The sequence below is a fragment of the Pirellulales bacterium genome (genome assembly GCA_019694435.1).
GTDB lineage: Bacteria > Planctomycetota > Planctomycetia > Pirellulales > JAEUIK01 > JAIBBZ01.
Genome location: JAIBBZ010000003.1, coordinates 198,143 through 217,159 on the forward strand (window position 1 = coordinate 198,143; position 19,017 = coordinate 217,159).

The 19,017-nt window shown below is 65.9% G+C and carries 10 protein-coding genes; 4 read left to right on the forward strand and 6 right to left on the reverse strand.

The genetic code is table 11. The features are described from left to right. Positions 1–155: 155 nt before the first annotated feature. A complete protein-coding gene (locus tag K1X74_04585; protein MBX7165604.1) occupies positions 156–6,911 on the forward strand; it encodes an FG-GAP-like repeat-containing protein in 6,756 nt (2,251 codons plus the stop codon). Positions 6,912–6,970: 59 nt separating this feature from the next. On the opposite strand, the gene K1X74_04590 is transcribed toward K1X74_04585, so the two are convergent. Beyond that, positions 6,971–8,404 (reverse strand): hypothetical protein, encoded by a 1,434-nt coding sequence (locus tag K1X74_04590; GenBank protein ID MBX7165605.1) that lies wholly within the window; start codon positions 8,402–8,404, stop codon positions 6,971–6,973. Positions 8,405–8,747: 343 nt separating this feature from the next. Further along, the gene (locus K1X74_04595; GenBank protein MBX7165606.1) at positions 8,748–9,425 is read right to left on the reverse strand and encodes a HEAT repeat domain-containing protein; all 678 of its coding nucleotides are present in this window, start codon (positions 9,423–9,425) and stop codon (positions 8,748–8,750) included. Positions 9,426–9,601: 176 nt separating this feature from the next. Between K1X74_04595 and K1X74_04600 the strand changes: the two genes are divergently transcribed. The 3 genes from K1X74_04600 to K1X74_04610 all read left to right on the forward strand — a co-directional run bounded on the left by K1X74_04600 (position 9,602) and on the right by K1X74_04610 (position 13,804). Next, entirely contained in the window at positions 9,602–11,170 is a 1,569-nt protein-coding gene (locus K1X74_04600) for an ABC transporter permease subunit (GenBank protein ID MBX7165607.1), read from the forward strand. A gap of 83 nt (positions 11,171–11,253) precedes the next feature. Next, entirely contained in the window at positions 11,254–12,390 is a 1,137-nt protein-coding gene (locus K1X74_04605; protein ID MBX7165608.1) for a DUF1570 domain-containing protein, read from the forward strand. Positions 12,391–12,508: 118 nt separating this feature from the next. Continuing rightward, on the forward strand, positions 12,509–13,804 hold the full coding sequence (locus K1X74_04610) for a Gfo/Idh/MocA family oxidoreductase (GenBank protein MBX7165609.1): 1,296 nt from the start codon (positions 12,509–12,511) through the stop codon (positions 13,802–13,804). An 8-nt stretch (positions 13,805–13,812) separates the two neighbouring features. Here the strand turns inward: K1X74_04610 and K1X74_04615 are convergent, their stop codons facing one another. The 4 genes from K1X74_04615 to dnaA all read right to left on the reverse strand — a co-directional run bounded on the left by K1X74_04615 (position 13,813) and on the right by dnaA (position 18,840). Next, on the reverse strand, positions 13,813–15,234 hold the full coding sequence (locus K1X74_04615) for a hypothetical protein (protein MBX7165610.1): 1,422 nt from the start codon (positions 15,232–15,234) through the stop codon (positions 13,813–13,815). A gap of 115 nt (positions 15,235–15,349) precedes the next feature. Further along, a complete protein-coding gene (locus K1X74_04620; GenBank protein MBX7165611.1) occupies positions 15,350–16,771 on the reverse strand; it encodes a hypothetical protein in 1,422 nt (473 codons plus the stop codon). A gap of 64 nt (positions 16,772–16,835) precedes the next feature. Then, the gene (locus tag K1X74_04625; GenBank protein ID MBX7165612.1) at positions 16,836–17,327 is read right to left on the reverse strand and encodes a DinB family protein; all 492 of its coding nucleotides are present in this window, start codon (positions 17,325–17,327) and stop codon (positions 16,836–16,838) included. Positions 17,328–17,418: 91 nt separating this feature from the next. Next, positions 17,419–18,840: a chromosomal replication initiator protein DnaA gene (dnaA, locus tag K1X74_04630; GenBank protein MBX7165613.1), complete on the reverse strand. Its 1,422-nt coding sequence runs from the start codon at positions 18,838–18,840 to the stop codon at positions 17,419–17,421. Between the last annotated feature and the right edge of the window lie 177 nt (positions 18,841–19,017).

A 19,017-nucleotide genomic window follows, 5' to 3' on the forward strand; every position in this document is an offset into this window, starting at 1 on the left:
GGGGGGATCGACCGGAAGTCACGCTAAGGAATGCGGACTTCGCGTGGCCGCCAACTGGATCGCGGAGTGCCCTTGCCCGGGCATGTGCCGCGCTTTGGTTTGTTGCCGCGCATTCCCCGGGCCGGTTCGGGTCCAATTCAAGTTAGGACATCCTGATGGGGACCTACGCGCGAGGGGCCGTGCGTCGCAAGGGCCTGCTGCGTCGCCGCTGGGGAAGTCTCGGCGTCCAGCCACTGGAAGATCGCGTCCTGCTGAATGGCGAATCGGTGGCTCGGCAGTGGGACGAGCTGCTGCTCGCGGCGATTCGCCGCGACACGCCGCGGCCGCCGGTGCATGCCCGCAACTTGTTTCACACTTCGGCCGCTATGTACGACGCCTGGGCGGCGTACGACGCAAACGCGACGGGCTACCTGAATTTCGAGAAATACACTTCGCCGGACGTCGCAGGCGCTCGGGAAGAAGCCATTAGCTACGCGGCCTACCGCGTCTTGAAAAACCGGTATACCAACGCCAATGGCGGCGCCACGTCCGTCGCCTCGTTCGACGCGAAAATGGTCGAACTCGGCTACGACCCGGCCTACACCTCGACGCTGGGCACGTCGCCGGCCGCGCTCGGAAACCGCATTGCGCAAACGATCATCGAATTCGGCATGAACGACGGTTCGCTGCAGGCGAACAACTATGCCGATCCGACGTACACGCCCGTCAACCCGGCGCTCGGCGTGCTGGTGTCGGGCACGGAGGTCGTCGACCCGAATCGCTGGCAGCCGCTGGCGTTCGAGGAGCTGGTTCTGCAAAACGGCATCGTCGTCGGAGCCTCGACGCAGAAGTTCGTCGGCTCGCAATGGAAGGACGTGATTCCTTTCTCATTCGAGCGCGGACAGTTCATCGATCCGGGCCCGCCGCCTCAGTTGAACACGCCGTCCGCGGCGCAATACAAGGCCGAGGCCCTCGACGTCATCCGCGCCGCAAGCATTCTCGATCCGTCGTTCTCGACGACGATCGATATCTCCCCCGGCGTCTTTCACAACAACACCCTGGGCACCAACGACGGTACGGGCTACGGGCTCAACCCGGTCACGGGTCAGCCGTATGCGCCGAACGTGGTCAAGCTGGGCGACTACGGGCGCGTCCTGGCCGAATTTTGGGCCGACGGCCCCCAGTCGGAGACTCCACCCGGGCATTGGAACGTCATCGCCAACGACGTTACCGACACGCTCGCTCCGGCCGACAAGCGGATCGGCGGCGTCGGCGCCCCGGTCGACGATCTCGAATGGGACGTGAAGCTGTATTTCAGCCTCAACGCCGGGATGCACGATGCCGCAGTCAGCGCCTGGGGGCTCAAGCGCGTCTACGACAGTACCCGACCGATCACGATGATTCGCTACCTGGCCGGGCTGGGCCAGTCGAGCGATCCGCAGCAGCCCTCGTACAACCCCGACGGCATCCCCCTGGAACCGGGACTGGTCGAGGTGATCACCTCGGACACGACGCAGCCCGGTGAACGGCATGCCCAGCTCGCGGGACACGAAGGCGAGATCGCAATCCACACCTATCAAGGTCCGCCCGACGACCCCGATGCCCCTCCGGCCGGCGTCGGCTGGATCCTCGCCGCCGATTGGCTCCCCTATCAGCGGCCAACTTTCGTGACGCCGCCGTTTGCAGGCTACGTGTCGGGCCACAGCACGTACAGTCGCAGCGGCGCCGAAATCATGACCGACTTTACCGGCAGCCCGTATTTCCCGGGCGGGCTGTTCGAGTATCACATGAACACGGACTTCTTGTCATTCGAGACGGGCCCTTCGCAACCGGTGACGTTGCAGTGGGCGTCGTACTACGATGCCTCGGACGAAGCGGGCATCTCGCGCATCTACGGTGGCATCCATATCCCGGCCGACGATTTCACGGGCCGCATCATCGGGTCGCAGGTCGGCAATTCGGTCTATGCGCTGGCCACGCAGTATTTCAGCGGCGCGCACGCCGCCGCGCCGGTCGCATTTCCCGAGGTCGACGGCACAACGCTGGCGGTGCAATCGGCGGCCAGCTCCTTGGTGGTTGCCGCGACCTTGACCCAAGGCACCAGCACGCCGCTCGAAGCGCAAGGCGGCGCGTCTGGCCAGACCGCATTGTCCGGCTCGGTCGTGGCCGACCTGTCGAACAGCTCCGTCGAACTCCTGGCCGGCAGCATCAGCGTCGCTGGACAGGCCGGGGCCTTCAGCCCGCTCGGCACGCCCGCGAACTATGCCTGGCAACTGCCCGTGGGGTTGCCGGTCAGTTTCACCGCGGCCGCGCGGGGCCTGCAGTTTCAACTGCTCGGTAACGTCGCGCTCGACGCCGAAGGCAACGCCTCGGCGGCCGGCTTCGATCTGCAGTTTGCCGCCGGCAGCGTGCTCGACTACGACCTTGACGGCCAGGCCGGCTCGATCGATCTGGCGGCCCTGCCACCCGTGTCGAATGCCTCGGCTGGCGATGCGTCGCTGCGCCTGATCAATGGCCAGTGGGTCGTGACCGTCCCTGTCGACACGACGATCGTGTTGGCCGGGCTGGCCGGCGGCGCCGATCTCGAACTACATCTGACCGGCGACGTCGTCGTCGTGTCGCCTCAACTGTTCACCAACATCAGCGCGGGCAGCGGCCTCGATACGCCGCAGCGCAGCGAGCCGGCCACGGTTACGGCACCGTACCTGCAAGCGGCGCACACCGGTGGCGTCGCGACGGGCGATTACGATGGCGACGGTCTGCCGGACCTCCTGCTGACGCGCGCCGACGGTCCGGCCGTGCTGTATCGAAACCTGGGCAATAGCACCTTTGCCGACGTCACCTCGGCAACCGGCCTGGCGGCGCTGTTGCCGGCATCGTCCAATGGCGCTGCGTTTGGCGATATCGACAACGACGGCGACCTCGACCTGTATGTGACCGGGATCGGCAACGCTCGGTTCCACCTGTTCGTCCAGAACCATGGCACGTTCACCGAAGAGGCCCTGACGCGCGGCGCGGCCCTCGACGGCGCGACCGTTTACGGGCAAAGCGCGGCCTGGGGCGATTACGACCGCGACGGCTACCTCGACCTCTACGTTACCGAGTGGCGCATCGACGATGCCGTGCAGAATCCGGGCCAGGTGCCGACGCGCTCGCGACTGCTGCGCAATCTGGGCGTCATGCAGCCCGGCCACTTTGTCGACGTCACCTCGGCCGCGGGAGTCGCCCTGGACGGCGTGACCGGTACGGCCGAACCGGGTGAGTTCGCGCGTAGCGCGCGCTTCAGCGATCTCGATCACGATGGCTGGCAGGACCTGTTGGTGATCGGCGACTACGGCGAGTCGAAGCTGTTCTGGAACAATCACGACGGCACCTTCGCCGACGGTACTGTCGCGGCCGGGCTGAGCAGCGTGGCCCGCGCCGCCGGCTCGGCGATCGCCGATTTCAATGGCGACGGCTGGCTGGACGTGTTCATCACAGCCGCGTATTCGCCGGCCGACGGTTGGGACGGCAACCGCCTGCTGCTCAACGCCGGCAATCGGCTGTTTACCGACGCGACCAGCGCGGCGGGCGTCCGCAACGCGGGCCGCGCCTGGGCCGCAGACGCTTGGGACTACGACAACGACGGCGATCCCGATTTGATCATCACCGCCGGCGATCACGCCGAGGGCGCGGGAGCGTTCGCCGGTGATGCCGTCCGCCTCTTCCGCAACAACGGGGGCGCATCGTTCACCGAAGTTTCCGCGGCGCTGGGGCTACCGACCGGAACGCTGTCCAAAGGCCTGGCCACGCTGGACTTCGACCGCGACGGCGACCGTGACCTGGTGTTCGTCAATTACGGAGGGCTGCCGACACTCGTGCGCAACGACGGCGGCAACCGCGTGGGCAGTTGGCTGCGGCTCAACTTGCAAGCCACGGCCTCGGACACGCTGGGCCTGGGGGCCCGGGTCACCGTGACCCCGGTGGCCGGCGGCCCCAGCTTTGTCACGGTGTTGTCCGGCGGTAGCAACTATCTGTCGACCAGCGAGCCTTCGTTGCTGCTCGGACTCGGGCCCGGCACGGCGCCGCTCGCGTCGGTCACGGTCGCCTGGCCCAGCGGCGCAGTCCAAACGCTGACCAACGTGGCCCGCAATACGACCTTGAAGGTCCAGGAATATCTGGGGCCGACCTTTACGAACGTCACGCAAGCCGCGGGCTTGAACCTCGCGCAGCTTCCGCCGCCCTATGATGCGTTTTCGTCGATCATCAACATGTCTGCCTCGGGAGCAGCGGGCGACTACGACGGCGATGGTTGGGTCGATTTGTTCGTCACGCGCCCGTACTACGGCGACAAGCTGTACCGCAACCTGGGCGATGGAACCTTTGCCGATGTGACGGACCAGGCGTTTCCCACGACCTCGGCCACGCAAGACTCTTCGGCCAGTTGGCTCGACGTCGACAACGATGGCGACCTCGACCTTGTGATCCTCACGTTCTTCTCCCTGCAGTTCAAACTCTACATCAACGACGGCACGGGCCATTTCGCCGAAGAAGGCGTGCCGCGCGGAGTCAACGTGCCGGGGCCGCTCGCGCGCTTCGGCATCAGCGTCGCCGTCGGCGATTACGACCTCGACGGCTACCTCGACATCTTCGTCGTCAGCCTGCAGGTGGCCGCCGGCCCGCTGTACACGCGCCTGTTGCACAATCGCGGGGCAGCCCAACCAGGCTATTTCGAAGACGTGACCGTGGCGTCCGGGATCGACATCGACACCCGGTCGCCCGATTTGCCCTTCTGGGATCCCGACCATCCCTTCCTGCCGTACACGGCGCGATTTGCCGACCTCGACGGCGACCGCTATCCGGACTTGTTCGTCACCATCGACACGGGGCTCAGCCGGTTGTTCTGGAACAACGGCGACGGCACCTTCACCGACGGCACCGACGCGAGCGGGACCGGCCGGGGCGATTCGGACATGGGCCTGGCGATCGGCGACTACAACAACGATGGCCGCTTCGACCTGTTTGTCTCCGGCGTATACCCCCGCACCGGAAACGTCGCCATTCTCGTCACGGGCAATCGCCTGTTCGAAAACCTCGGTAAACGCCAATTCCTCGACGTGACCGCCTCGCAGCACCTGGCCGACGCGGGCTGGGCCTGGGGGACGACGTTCCTCGATTACGACAACGACGGCGAACTCGACGTGGCGGTGACCAACGGTTCGCAAGCCGCGGTCAATCTCGGGAGCGACCAGACGGTATTGTACCAGCGCAACCACAACACCTATTTCGACGTCAGCACCCGGGCCGGCATCGTCGACTCGGACGCCGGGCGCGGCGTGATCGCGTTCGACTACGACAACGACGGCGACGAAGACATGTTCATTGTCAACTCGTTTACGGCACCCGTGCTCTATCGCAACGACGGCGGCAACGCCAAGAGCTGGCTAAGCCTGGAATTGAACGGCGTGACGTCGAACCGGCAAGGCATTGGCGCTCGCGTCGCCGTCACGCCCCAGCTGGGCGGCCCCACCTATTACCGCGAGATGAGCGCCAGCAGCAACTTCGCCTCGCAGAATCCCGACCAGGTGCACTTCGGACTTGGCGAGGGTACCGGCACCATCGACAAGGTCGAGATCATCTGGCCCAGCGGACTGGTCCAGGTGTTGACCCATGTCGCGCGCAACCAGCGTCTGCAAGTGACCGAACCGCAACCGCCAGAGATCGCCGTCCCCCCGCTCTACACGACGTCCGAAGGCACTGCCGTCACGCTCGTGGCGACGCTGGGGGGATTGGTCGATACGGTCACCTGGGACTTCGACAACGATGGCCAGTACGACGACGCGGCAGGCGCGTCGGTCAGTTATCTGCCGACCGATCAGGGCGACTTCCTGATCCGAGCCAAGGCCAGCGGTCCCGACGGCGAAGCCTTGGCCCAAACCCTGGTCCATGCCACGAGCGTCGCGCCGACGGCCGCGATCGCCGCGGCGATTGCGGCACAATTCCGCGGCGAAACCGTCGTCTACACGCTGTCGGCCAGCGATCCTGCGCCGGCCGATCAGGCAGCCGGATTCACCTGGGAAATCGACTGGGACAGCAACGGCGTGTGGGACCAGACCGTCAGTGGCGCCAGCGGCACGACCGTGTCCCATTCCTACCCGACGGACGGCCCCCGAACAATTATGGTCCGTGCGACCGATGACGACGGCAGCACCGGCGCCGTGGCCAGCACCGGCGTGACGGTCGAAAAATTCGTCACCCGGTTCAACGGGTCGAACACCGATCTGCTGTGGGGCGGCACATCAGGCTTCGACGGCGTGTACTTCATCGGATCCGGTACGAGCGTGACGGTGTTTACCCAGTTTGAAAACTCCGTGCTCGACTACGCGACTGAAACCGTGACCGGCGTGAACGGTCGCATCAAGGCCTACGGCTACGGCAGTCTGGACGTGCTCGATGCCGAGTTCGTCACCTCGCGCACTGTCGAGCTGTATGGCGGAGCTGGCGACGACGCGCTTTACGGCGGCAGCCGAGGCGACTCGCTCTACGGCGGCTTGGGCAACGACCTGATCGTCGGTGGCACGCAGGGCAGCGACCTGGGCGACCGCCTGTTTGGCGAAGAAGGAACCGACGTGCTGTTCGGCTACCGCGGCGCCGACACCCTCGACGGCGGCTCGGGGCAGGACCTGCTAGTCGCCGATCGATTCAATTTCGGCGACGATCTCTTCGGTTACCTTGGTGGCGCCCAGGGCGTTTGGTCCGATGGCAGCGACTACCAGGATCGAATCGCGGCCTTGCTCTACGACACGCTGCTACCGGCGGAAACCGTGTTCGCCGACGGTGCCGTCGATCGGCTTGTCGGAGGCAGCGATTTGGATTGGCTGTTCTACACCTTCGGACAGGACGTGGTATCGGACGCCGCGCCCGGCGAAGAGCACACCGACGCCGCGCCCTAGAAAATCGGGTGGGGCAAACCCTCGGCGCCTCCCGCGGTGCGAATTCGATCGGCGGCCGTTCAATCGCCGCCCGAACCGGAAGTCTCGGGACGACCGCCCGTGCGCACCAGCTCGCTGGCCGGCTGCCCTTCGATGGGTGACCAGGAACCAAACGCCCGGCGGTCGAACATCGTCAAGGCATGCAAGGCGTGGCCGAGCGGTCCGATCGCCCAGCTCTTGGTCGGCTGCTCCTCGAGAGTCCTCACCAAGAACTCGACGGTCTGCAGCGTCCGCGGTTCGCGAATCTGGGCCTCGTCGATCGCCAGGACATACCATTCGAAGATGTGGCCCGTCGTCTGCAGCTTGCGTTCGACGTCGGGCCGGTCGCCGCGCCGCGCGAACCATTCGGTGCTGAAGCTGCCGTCGGGATTTTGCAGGCTGCGGGCGTAGCGGATGTAGTCGCTGATGTATTGGCGGGCACGCTCGTATTGCCCGTCGATCGGGCGGCCTTCGCGCTGGCGTTTTTGATAGGCGTAGGTAATGCCGGTCAGCCGGTGCGTGCCGCCGCAAGGCGCGCCGCGGATGGGCGCGGCAATCTCCTCGCGAAGCAGCTTGGGCACCGACCAGTCTTCGCCGATATCGCTCTTCCAAGTCGTGTCGGTGTCGCAGTAGTGCGAGATGGCGATCAGCTTGAACGTCAGTTCGGTGTGCGTTCGGCAGCCCAGTTTTTCCGTCTCGAGCAGGTCGCTCAACTGGAAGGTCTGCTGGTTGACTTGCAGCGGATAGCTCAGCGGCACGCGCGACTGCGCCAAGATCGCCAGAAACTGGCCGAAATGCCCCTGCACGCGCGGCCCCTGCCGGGCATCGACGCGCCCGTTGTTGATGTACAGCAGCCGGTCGCCCGCGCAGTCGCCGTTCCAGCAGGCATAGGCGATGGCGTTGACTCGGCCGTCGGTGCCGTGGGCGATCAATTGCGAGTCGCAGCCGAAGGCGATGATGCCGTGCATCACTTCCCAGGGATTGTGCAACCGGCTATCGAGCGGCCTGCCGTAATAGTGCTTCAGTACGCGACGCAGCCGGTCGCGCAGCGGCGCCAAGGGCTCGGTCGGCTTCGGAGTCTCGACCTCGTCGGCCAGCGACGGCGGATCGACGACCCGCTGTTGCTCTGCGCCGGGCGTCTCGGGCGCGGTCTCGTCGGCCGCGTCTCGGGCCGGTTCCTCGATCGAGCCGTCCTCGTCGATCGCCGGCAACGGCACCAGCGGCTCTTCGGCAGGCGTGAACTCGTCGGCGACCACGTCGTCCCAGTCGCTATCGCGAGTCGTCACTTCGAAATCGGGCAACTTCTCGACGGCAAGGGGATCGACCGGCGGCAGATGGTCAATCTGCGGCGCATGAAAGGTCAATTTCGGCAGCGCAAGCGCGCTCGTTTCGCCCGCTCGCACTCGGCGTGCGGCGCAAGGGCACATTGCACATGACAACAGGGCACTCAACACCAAGATCTTGGTGCAACGCATGCCAGGCACCTACAACGCAAAAGTGCTTGGCCCCAGGAGCCGCGATTGCCCACGCGGCTCCTCGAGCAACTTTGGGGGGAGGTCAGGGGTGCGCCGATTGGGTGGGGGGGTGTGCTGGCCTACCGACGCCTCCGGCGCGCGTTGACGTCGTAGCACTGATATCGGTCAGCCCTGCGCGTCAAATCCAAAGACTTCATCGCCGCGCGAACCGTATTTCTCGCGGCCGGTTTGGCTACCCGGCAGTATTAGCGCCGCTTGCCAGAAATAATGGCTTGCCAAGGGGTGGCTATTGGCAATTCCTGCGGCCTGGCCGGGTTTTCCGGCGCAAGAAGGACGCGGACGCCTAGAAGATCGAGCGCAGGCGCTCGGCGATGGTGGGTTGCGGCTCGGCCGGGTTGCCCCCTTGGACAAACTCGCGCCACGCTCCGACGTCGTTGCCGAAATCGCGATGGGTCACCGCACGCAGCGATTCCATCGCCCGATGCTGCAGCGCCGGATCGCCGTCTTGCAGGGCCACTCCCAGGCCTTGTACGGACTGAGGATCGTCGATGCGACCGAGGGCCCGTGCGGCGGCCAACCGGACGTGGCTCTCGCTGTCGGTCGAGATAATCTCTGAGAGCGCCGCCGCGGCTTCAGCGTCGCGGCGGCGGCCTAGCGATTCGCACACGCGGGCGCGGACATACTTGTCGGTGTCGCCCATGGCGTGCTTGAGCGCCGCGAGCGAGCCCGGCGATTTCATCGCGCCAAGGGTCCGCACGATCGCGTCGCGCATCACCGGGTTTGCTTCGTTCGAAAGTTCTTGCTGCAGCTCGGCCGCGATCCGATCCTGCTCGGCCGACGTCAGCTTTCCAGCCTGGTCTGCCAGTTGCGCAAGCTCCTCTTGGCGACTGGCGTAGACGTCGGCCCGCGACTTGACGTCTTGCTTGGCCGATTTGGTCCAGGGCGCGCGTAGCTTGGCACAGCCCACCAGGCTCATCACCAGTACCAGGCAAACCAACGTTCGGCATGCCGTAGTCGTCATGCAGAGACCCGCTGAGAGAAGACGGCGATCCTTGGCGCGCGAAGGGGGCGCCGGGAAAAGGAGGCCGATGTTAGCCGTCGCGGCCCCGCTGCGAAAGGCCGTTTTCGTTGCATCCGGCCAAGTGCCTGACCGCGGCTGCTATCACGAGGCTGGTAGCGGTACGTAAACTGCCCTGTATGCTGTTGCGTACCCCTGCAAAACTTGTCGGCGCCTGGCTGTTGGCCGGCCTCTGTGCCGGGCTGGCCGTGATGCTCGATCGGCAGGCCACCGGCCTGCTGGCCCAGTCTTTCTTGCTCGCGGCGCTGGTCGTCCTCGTGGCGTTGCCGATCGGCACGAGCCTGGCCGTACTCCTGGCGCGAACCCGGCTGCCCGGTCGGTCGCTGTTGGCCGGCGTCCTGGTCGCGCCGGTGCTCGTGCCCCTGGTGGTGCAGGCGGCCGCCTGGCAGTCGGGTTTCGGCCCCTGGGGTTGGTATTCGTTGGGCAGCGGTCGGGCGCCGTTGCTCGCCGGTTGGCACGGCGCAGTGCTTGTCCATGCGATGGCCGCGGTCCCCTGGGTCGTCCTGATCGTCGGGGCGGCGCTGCGGCTGTCGGAGCCGGAGTTGGAAGAACAGGCACTGCTCGACGCCACCGCGGGGCAGACGTTGTGGCGCGTGACGCTGCGCCGCACCTGGACCGCGGCCTTGCTGGCCGGCTTGACCGTCGCGGTGCAGGTCCTGGCCGAGATGACGGTGACCGATTTCTTCCAGATCCGCACTTTCGCCGAGGTCGTCTACGTTGAATTGAACGTCGAGCCCAGCGCCGTGCCCTTGCGCGCGCTCAACGGTGCCTTGATCGTCGGCTGCTTCATTCTCGTCGCGGCACTCTGGGCGGTGAGCAGCACGGCGGCCGCGCTACAGCCACCGCAGCAGCGGCTCGCCGCCTTGCCGCTCGGCGTACCGCCCGGGCTGTTGACCTTGCTCGTGGCCGCGGGCGCAGGCCTGGTCATTGGCGTGCCGCTCTTGAGCCTGTGCATCAAGGCGGGCGTGGTGATCGACCGCAGCGCCACCGGCATCGAGCGCCATTGGTCGCTCGCCAAGTGCCTGGCGATCGTCGCCACGAGCCCCTGGCGCTATCGCCGCGAACTCGGCGATACGCTGCGCATCGCGCTGGTTGCGACCTTGTGCACTCTACCCGTCGCGATCCTGCTGGCCGACGCGGCCCGGCGCCGCCCGTGGGCACGGCTGTTCGCCGCGCTGTTGATCGCGCTGTTGATCGGGCTGCCGGGGCCCGTCGTGGGGCTGGTCGTGATGCATGTCTGCAATCGGCCCGAGCTGCCCTGGATCACCTGGTGCTACGACCACACCGTCCTGGCGCCGGTCGTGGTGCAGTTTGCCCGCACGTTGCCGCTGGCCCTGGCGCTCGGCTGGCACGCGCTGGGGAGCTTGCCGCGCGCGCCGTTGGAAAGCGCCGCGGCCGACGGTGCAAGCAACTGGCGGACGCTGTGGACCGTGGCTGTGGGCCAGCGCCGTGGGCTGTTCGCGGCGATCGGGCTGGTCGTGTTTGCGCTGGCCGCCGGAGAATTGCCTGCGACCATTCTCGTCGCGCCGCCGGGCGTCGCCACCTTGCCAGTGCGCATCTTCGGCCTGCTGCATGCGGGGAACGAAGACGAGGTGGCCGGGATTTGCCTGGCCATCATCGTCGGCTGCGCCGGGTTGGCGCTGCTCATCGGGCGACTCGTGGCGCGCTGGTTGCGCCAGGCGGCCTGATTCGTATCGCTCTCTCCGGCGGCTCGTGCTACGGTTGAAAGATCGCCGTTCGATCGAGTTCTGCCGAGGATGCCGCCCTGGACATGAAGCGCGCGCTTTGCATCGCCTCGTTGCTCCTGCTCGCTGCGCAAAGCGCCGCGGCGCTCGACTACGTGCACTTTCGCTTTCATGGCGACGAGGTGCATCTGGTCGGCCGAGTGCTGACCACCGCGGCCGACGGCGAAACACTGCTACAAACCGCCGACGGTGTACTGTGGGCCATTTCCAAGGACGACCTGATCGACCAGCGCAGCGATGAAGAGGCGTTCAAACCGCTGACGCCCGAGGTCCAGGGCGAGCGCGTCCTGGCCGAGTTGCCTCCCGGTTTCGAGGTGCATCGCACGGCTCATTACGTCGTCTGCCACGACACGTCGGCGCCGTATGCCAACTGGTGCGGAAGCCTGCTCGAGCGATTGTACCTGGCCTTCACCAACTACTGGTCGCGCCAAGGGTTCAAGCTGAACGAGCCCGAGTTTCCGCTCGTGGCGATCGTGTTCCGAGACCGCCAGGCGTACGAGCAGTTTGCAAAACCTGAGCTGGGCGATGCGGCGGGCAAGATCATCGGTTACTACAGCTTGCGGACCAACCGTGTGACGATGTGCGACTTGACCGGCGTGGCCGGACTGCCGCCGGCGCAGGCGCGCCGCGCGGGGCTGTCCGCCATTAACGCGGCATTGCGCCGCGGTGAGGCTCAATGGACCGTGGCAACCGTGATCCACGAAGCGACGCACCAGATCGCCTTCAACACGGGGCTGCAGACCCGATATGCCGACGTGCCCCTGTGGGCCAGCGAAGGGCTGGCCGTTTACTTCGAGTCGCCCGACCTGGAAAGCAGCTCGGGCTGGCGCACGATGGGCGAGGTGAATCGACCCCGGCTCGACCAGTTCCGCCGGTTCCTGCCGCAGCGCGCCGCCGACAGCCTGCGCACGCTCATCCAGGACGACACGAGGTTGCGCGACACGGGCACGGCGGCCGATGCGTATGCCGAGGCCTGGGCCCTGACGTACTTTCTCATGCGCCAGCGCCGCGAGGCGTACCAGGGCTACCTGCGCAAACTGGCGGCCAAGGCTCAACTGGTCCGCGACGCCCCGGAGACTCGCGTGGCCGATTTCGTCGAGGCGTTCGGCGATTTGAGCACGCTCGAGGCCGATTTCCTGCGGCAGATGCGCAAGGTGAAATGAGCTCTCCCCGGGGGGCGGTCGGCCGCGGCGGGGCAGTTTTGCGCGGCTTCTGCTATGCTAAGGGCCCGACGGTTTCCGTCCCCCCCCGCCACGCCTTTCGATCCTCTGGGAGAGCACCATGGATCGCCCGCTATCCGACGCCAGCCCCCTGCCCTCGCGCCGCACGTTCCTCAAGCACACGGCCGTCACCGCGGCGACTACCGCGCTGGCCAGCCGCGTCGCGTTTCCGGGCGGGGCGCATGCCGCGAGCAGCGACGTGCTCAAGATAGGGCTGATCGGCTGCGGCGGGCGCGGCACCGGTGCCGCGGCCAACGCTCTGGCCGCCGACCAAAACGTCAAGCTCTGGGCGATGGGTGACACGTTCTCCGACCGGCTCGAAAGCAGCCTGGCCAACATCCGCAAAGAGGCTGCCGCCAAGGTCGATGTCTCACCCGAACGCTGCTTCGTGGGTTTCGACGCCTATCAACAGGTGATCGACTCCGGCGTCGACGTCGTCGTGCTGGCCACGCCGCCGCATTTTCGTCCGCAGCATCTCGCGGCCGCGGTCGCCGCGGGTAAGCACGTGTTCGCCGAAAAACCGGTCGCCGTCGACGGGCCCGGCGTGCGCAGCGTGTTGGCCACAGTCGAAGAAGCCAAGAAGAAGAATCTCTCGCTCGTCTCGGGCCTGTGCTGGCGCTATGACTCGGGCATGCGCGAGACGTTTGCCCGCGTGCACGACGGCGCCCTGGGCGACATCGTCGCAATGCAGGTCAACTACAACGTGGGCGGGTTGTGGATGCACCCGCGCAAAGAGGGCTGGAGCGACATGGAGTGGCAGATCCGCAACTGGCTCTACTTCACCTGGCTCTCGGGCGATCACAACGTCGAGCAGCACGTGCACAGCCTCGACAAGGCCGCCTGGACCATGAAAGACCAGCCGCCGCTGCGGGCGACGGGCCTCGGCGGGCGCCAGGTGCGCACCGGCAGCGAATACGGCCACATCTTCGACCACCATGCCGTGGTCTACGAATATCCAAACGACGTCAAGTTGTTCGCCTTCACCCGGCAGCAGAACGGCTGCTCGAGCGACGTGAACGACTACCTGATGGGCACCAAGGGCACCTGCGACGTGATGAAGCACGAGATCCGCGGCGAGACCAAGTGGCGCTACCGCGGCGAAAAGCCCAACATGTACCAGGTCGAGCACGACGAGCTGTTCGCCTCGATCCGCTCGGGCAATCCGCGCAACGACGGCCACTACATGAGCTACTCGACGATGCTGGCTATCCTGGGCCGGATGGCCACCTACACCGGCCAGACGATCACCTGGGAACAAGCGATGAATTCACAGGAAGACCTGTCGCCGGCCAAGTACGAGTGGGGCGATCTGCCCGTGGCCCCGGTCGCTATGCCGGGCGTGACGCGGTTTGTCTGATCGGGAACTTACGGTTGCGCGTCCGTCGGCTGGGCCGGAACGAACCGTAGCGTCGTGGGAATGTCGAGCATCCTGTTGCTTGCGTCTCCCTGCGCGCTACCGCCATCGTCGCGGCCGTTTTCGCCGACGCTATAAACGGTCCATTCTTCGTCGGTCGCCTTGAGCCGTAGCGGCGCGCCGGTGTACGGGTCGCTCGGCACCTCCGACAGGTACTCCGGAGCGAGTTCCTCGAGCGATTCGGGCATAGCGCCGCCGTGCTCGTTCATCCACTCGCAAGCGGCCAGGACGACGAACAAGCCGTCGCGTTCGGCCGTCGCACGAGCAAAGGCAGTCGTGTAAATGGCCATCTGGGGCGCCAGATAGCAGTGCATATGCGACATCCTGGTGATCGCCGGCATCTTGTCGTGCCGCACGTCGAATACCTCGACGAGTTGTTCGACGGCCAGCAATCGCCGCGGCCAGGGATGTTTCTCCGCTTGCAGGACTTGCTCGAAATGCTCGGCGAGGCAAAGTTTCCCGGGCAATGACAGCCGTTCGAACAAGTACGCTCTCGGGCCGCCGACACTGCGCAGCACACTCGAATCGAGACTTAGCCCCATTTCTCCCCGGATGGCGCAGGCCAGGGCGTCGTCGAAATCGATATCGGCATACGCCCGGGTAAGCTCCCGTAGCTGGGGTGATGACAGCGAGTGGTTTGCCAGAAGCGCGAGCGTCGAGTGCCGCGCTTGCGCGACGATCGCATGGCGAACGAACTGAGCCACGACGGTCCTCTCCTGCTGCAGGGTGCTCGACAGTTGCAACGTGGCCAGGACCGCCGCAATCGCGCCGTCGATGTTTCCGGCATCTGCCTGCAGGCCCGCTTCCGCCAGCAAGACGGGGGCCAGGCGCCGCAAGGACTGAATGAAGGACAACGTGGTGCTGATGCCTTGCCGATAGTCTCTCGGGTAGCGCACGGCGGTCCCCTGCGCCTGCGCGGCACGCACGGCATTGAGCACCGGCTGCATCGCAGATCGCAAATCGGCCATGTTCAACGGCGGATCGCCTGTCGGGCTCGCCTCCTCGACGGCTGGCTTCTCCTGCGGGAAGGCGAGCTCACTGAGCAATTGTTCCTGCGCGGGTGTAAAGCCGGCCGCTCGCCAGGCGTCGATCGCCGCCAGCCAGGCCGCCGTGGCCTCAGGATCGACCGGCCTTTGAGCGTCGAATGCGTTGAGCTCCGCGCCATTAGTCGGCACACCGGCCGTGCGCAGCCGCGCCAAGGCCGCCTGGTACCGGGCGTCGATCCTCCGCAGTTGGACCCAGAAAACGAGCATCAGGCCCGCGATCAACACGAGCGGCGCGAACCACCACGCGTGCCGGGCAAGCCAACGCCGCAGCGGTCGCCTCTGCGGCGCCTGCGGTACAGGTGTTGTGGCCGTCGATTGTGCTTCCATCGATTTGCCCGCCGAATCGATGGGCGGCCCGCCACCACGGGTCCAGGCCAGCCCCGACAATGCATTTCATCCCACATCGTCCATGATATCCGCCCGCACGACCGCTGCGCCGGGTCTATGGCGCCGGCGCAAGCTTCAATACAGTCGGAATGTCGCGCGGCAACAATTCCCCGTTCAACCGCTCCGCACGACCTCCGTCGTCACGGCCATCGGCGCTGATGCTATAGACGATCCATTCCGCGTCGGTCACCTTCAGCCGCAGCGGCGTACCGGTGAACGGATCGACCGGCACCTCGGCCAGGAACGCCGGCACCAACTGTTCGAGCGATTCCGGCGGCGTGCCGTGCTCGTCGATCCACTGCCGTGCAGCGATTGCCGCAAGCAAACCTTCGGTTCGGGCAAAGCCCTGCGCCATTCGGGCGGCATGGTTCGAAAAAACCCAGACCCCGGACACACAGGGCTCGTGAACAATCCTGGCGGGCGGAAACATCCGGTCGTGGCGACGCTCGAACTCTTCGTCGACCGCCTTGCCGCAAGCGAGCAGCTCGGGCCAAGGACGTTGGGCCACATGAATGGTCCGCTCCAGGTAGGTTGCCATGCACAGCCGATAGATGGGAGCCAAAGGCCGCGCCAGCTCGAACTCTTGACCCGCGAACGGTGCCACATCGATCGAATCAAGCATGTAGGCGACCTCGCCTTGCCAACCATGAACGAGACTCTCGTTCCAGGCGGCGTCACCAAACTTATCAGCAAGCCGATTCAGCGCGTCGGTTGACAGCGGGTGATGATTGATCAAGCGCAAAGCGGTCGCTTGCACCATCGAAGCCATCCCAACGTGCACAAGTTGCCCGATCTCGGTCGCCTCATGTCGAAAAGTCTGGGAAAGGGCCCAGCCACACGCAATGGCACGAATCGCGCCGTCCAGGTCACCGGCATCGGCCTGCAAATTCGCGTCAGCGTTCAACATCCGCTCCAAGTCTCGAGCAGAAATGAACGTGAGTGTCTGTTGCGACATTGAATTGAACGCTTCCCGATAGTCCACCGGATAGCGGACCTGTGTCCCGTGGTCTTGGGCCGCATAGGCCGCATCGAGCGCGGGTTGCAGGATAGCGCGCAGGTCGGCCTCGGTCACCGGCGGCTCGCCCAGAGCATCGGCCGGCGGTGGGTCCGGCGGGGAGTCAGGATCCGCCGTCTGCGCCAACAACCGCTGCAAAGCGGGACTCAAGCTACGGTCGGCCGTTTTCGCCGCCCCCAATGCCGCCAGCCAGGCCTGTGTTGCGTCTTGCTCGGCGGGCGGCCGGCGATAGAAATCGTTCAACTCGGCGCCATTCGTTGGCATGCCGGCGGCATGCAACCGTACCAAGACGGCCCGGTATTGCGCATCGATGCGGAGCAATTGAATCCATAAGACGAGCACCATCGCGGCCAGCAACACGAGCGGGGCGAACCACCACGCGTGCCTGGCAAGCCAGCGCCGTGGCCGCCGCCGCTGCGACGACTGCGGTACAGGTGTTGTGACTGTCGATTGTGCGTCCATCGATTGCCCCGCGATGGATTTGGCCAGCGGGCACTCGGTGCCGACGTGCGCGCCGGTCCGCCCTTTAGAACAAGGGCGGCTTGCCCAACTTGCGGCGGATGATGGCCCATTGGCCGGCGTGCATCACCCAGTGCGTGCCCTGCATCGCGAACAGCGCCCCGATCGACGACAAGAAGCTGCGAAACGCCTCGGGCGCCGGCTTGTCGAAGTCGGCATCGCTGGTTGCAGCCAACGCCTTGAGTGTGCCGGCCCGCTGGGCCTGCATCAGGCTCAGATACTCGCTCTTCTTGCAGAATTTCTGCGCGTCGTCGGAGCCGGCCGTCTCTTTGCTGTGCTGTTCGACGAACCCTGGGGGCAGCTTGGGCATCGAGCCCGGGTAGGCCCCGTCGACCATCATGTTTTCGGCGACGATCAAATGGCCCAACTGCCAGGCGATGTGGTTCGTGCCCGGCGCGGCGCGGACCAAGAGGTCGGCATCGGTCAAATCGCCCAAGTACCCCTGGACAATGAATTCGCCCTGATCAATCGCGGTGCGCAGCGCCGCCTTGGTATCCATCGCATGGCTCCTGAGTGTCTCGGCTCGATGCAATCAATCGACGATCGAAATACGCCGATGCGCAGACGGTCCCGCGCGCGGCGACCGCATTCTAGCCGGCCCGGAGCCGCGCTTCGACCCTGCGCACGAGTTCATCGACTGGCAGCGAGGCGCCGCCGAGCCGTACGATTTCGTTGGTCTCGCGCCACAGCGCCACCTTGTTGGTCGCCGAGATCACGGTGGTGTGTTTGCGCTGGCCAAAATAGGCCCCAATCTCGCTGAAAGCGGCCGTCGTGAGCTTGCGAGCCAGGTACATGGCCAGCATTCTTGGATAAGTGGCCTCTTTCGCGCGGCTGCTCGACTGCAAGTCGGCCGGACGCACGCCGCACACCTCGCAAATCGCCTGCTCGATCTCGGGGAGTTGCACCGGGCGCTGCGCGGCCACGAACAATTCGGCCAGCGTCGTACGGGCCATCTCGACGTCGATCGCGCGGCCCGTGGCCTCGACTTCGACCCGCAGCCGGTGGATCGCGCCGATCAGCTCGCGGCCATCGCCGCGCAGCCGGGCTGCGATAAAGGCCTCGACTTCGTCGCCCAACTCGAGCCCCTGCCGATCGGCCACCCGCCGCATGATGGCTCGACGCGTGGCTTCGTCCGCCGGATCGATCCGGCAGACCATGCTGCCCTGCAGCCGGCTCGCCAGCTCGGGTCCCAGGCACGTCAACTCGCTCGGCGAGCGGTCCGCCGCCAGCACCACTTGTCCGCCGCTGTCTTGAAGCTGGTCGATCGTGTAGAGCAACTCGTCGAGCGTGGCCCGCTTGTTGCTGAAGAACTGCAGGTCGTCGAGGATCAACAACTGGGCGTGCCGATATTTGCGGCGAAACGCCGGCATGCCCGAACCGCGCAAGGCCTCGACAAACTGGCTGGTGAACTGCTCAGCCCGCTGGTAGATCAAGTGCGCCTGCGGGCGGCTGATCCGCAATTCCGACCAGAGCGCCTCGAGCAGATGTGTCTTGCCGGTGCCCGGTGGGCCGTACAACACCAAGGGCGTAACACGCCCGGGTTCGCGGGCCACGATCTGCGCCGCGGTGTAGCCCACGCGGTTCGACTCGCCGACGACGAACGTGGCGAACTGGGCAAAGCGGCGACGTCCCGAGTTCGCTTCGGCGCGCGCCTTCGGTGGTTCGAGCACGGCCGTGCCCGAGGCGCTTTCGTCGGCGTCTGCCGGCGGTGTCACGACGGTGAGCGGCTGGGCGCACTCTTCGGCTGCCGGCGGCTTCACAACTTCGCAAAGCGCGAACTGCACCGCTACGTCTGCCAACCCGATCTGCTGACAAATCTCGGCGATCAATTCGCGATAGTTGGTCCGCAGCCAATCGACGTAGAACGCGTCCGGCGTGAGCACTTTGAGGGCGCTACCGTCAAATTGGAATTCGACGTTGCGTCCGAACCAGGCGGTGTACCGCTGGGCGCCCAGATGAGCCGACAATGCGGCCACAAGCGCCGAGACGATATCCTTATCGTTGAAACTCACGTCCTGTCTGCTCCAGCGCGCAGCGCGAGCGCCCGAAAACCCTACTGATTCGACGGCGAACGCGTAGCCGCCCACAGCGCAAGGCCGCGGGGGCGGACCATCCTAGAAAGACCCGGCACCACAGCCGCGACCCGATGGCCCCCAGCGGCGATGCGATTGACTGTCACCCGGAGCGGC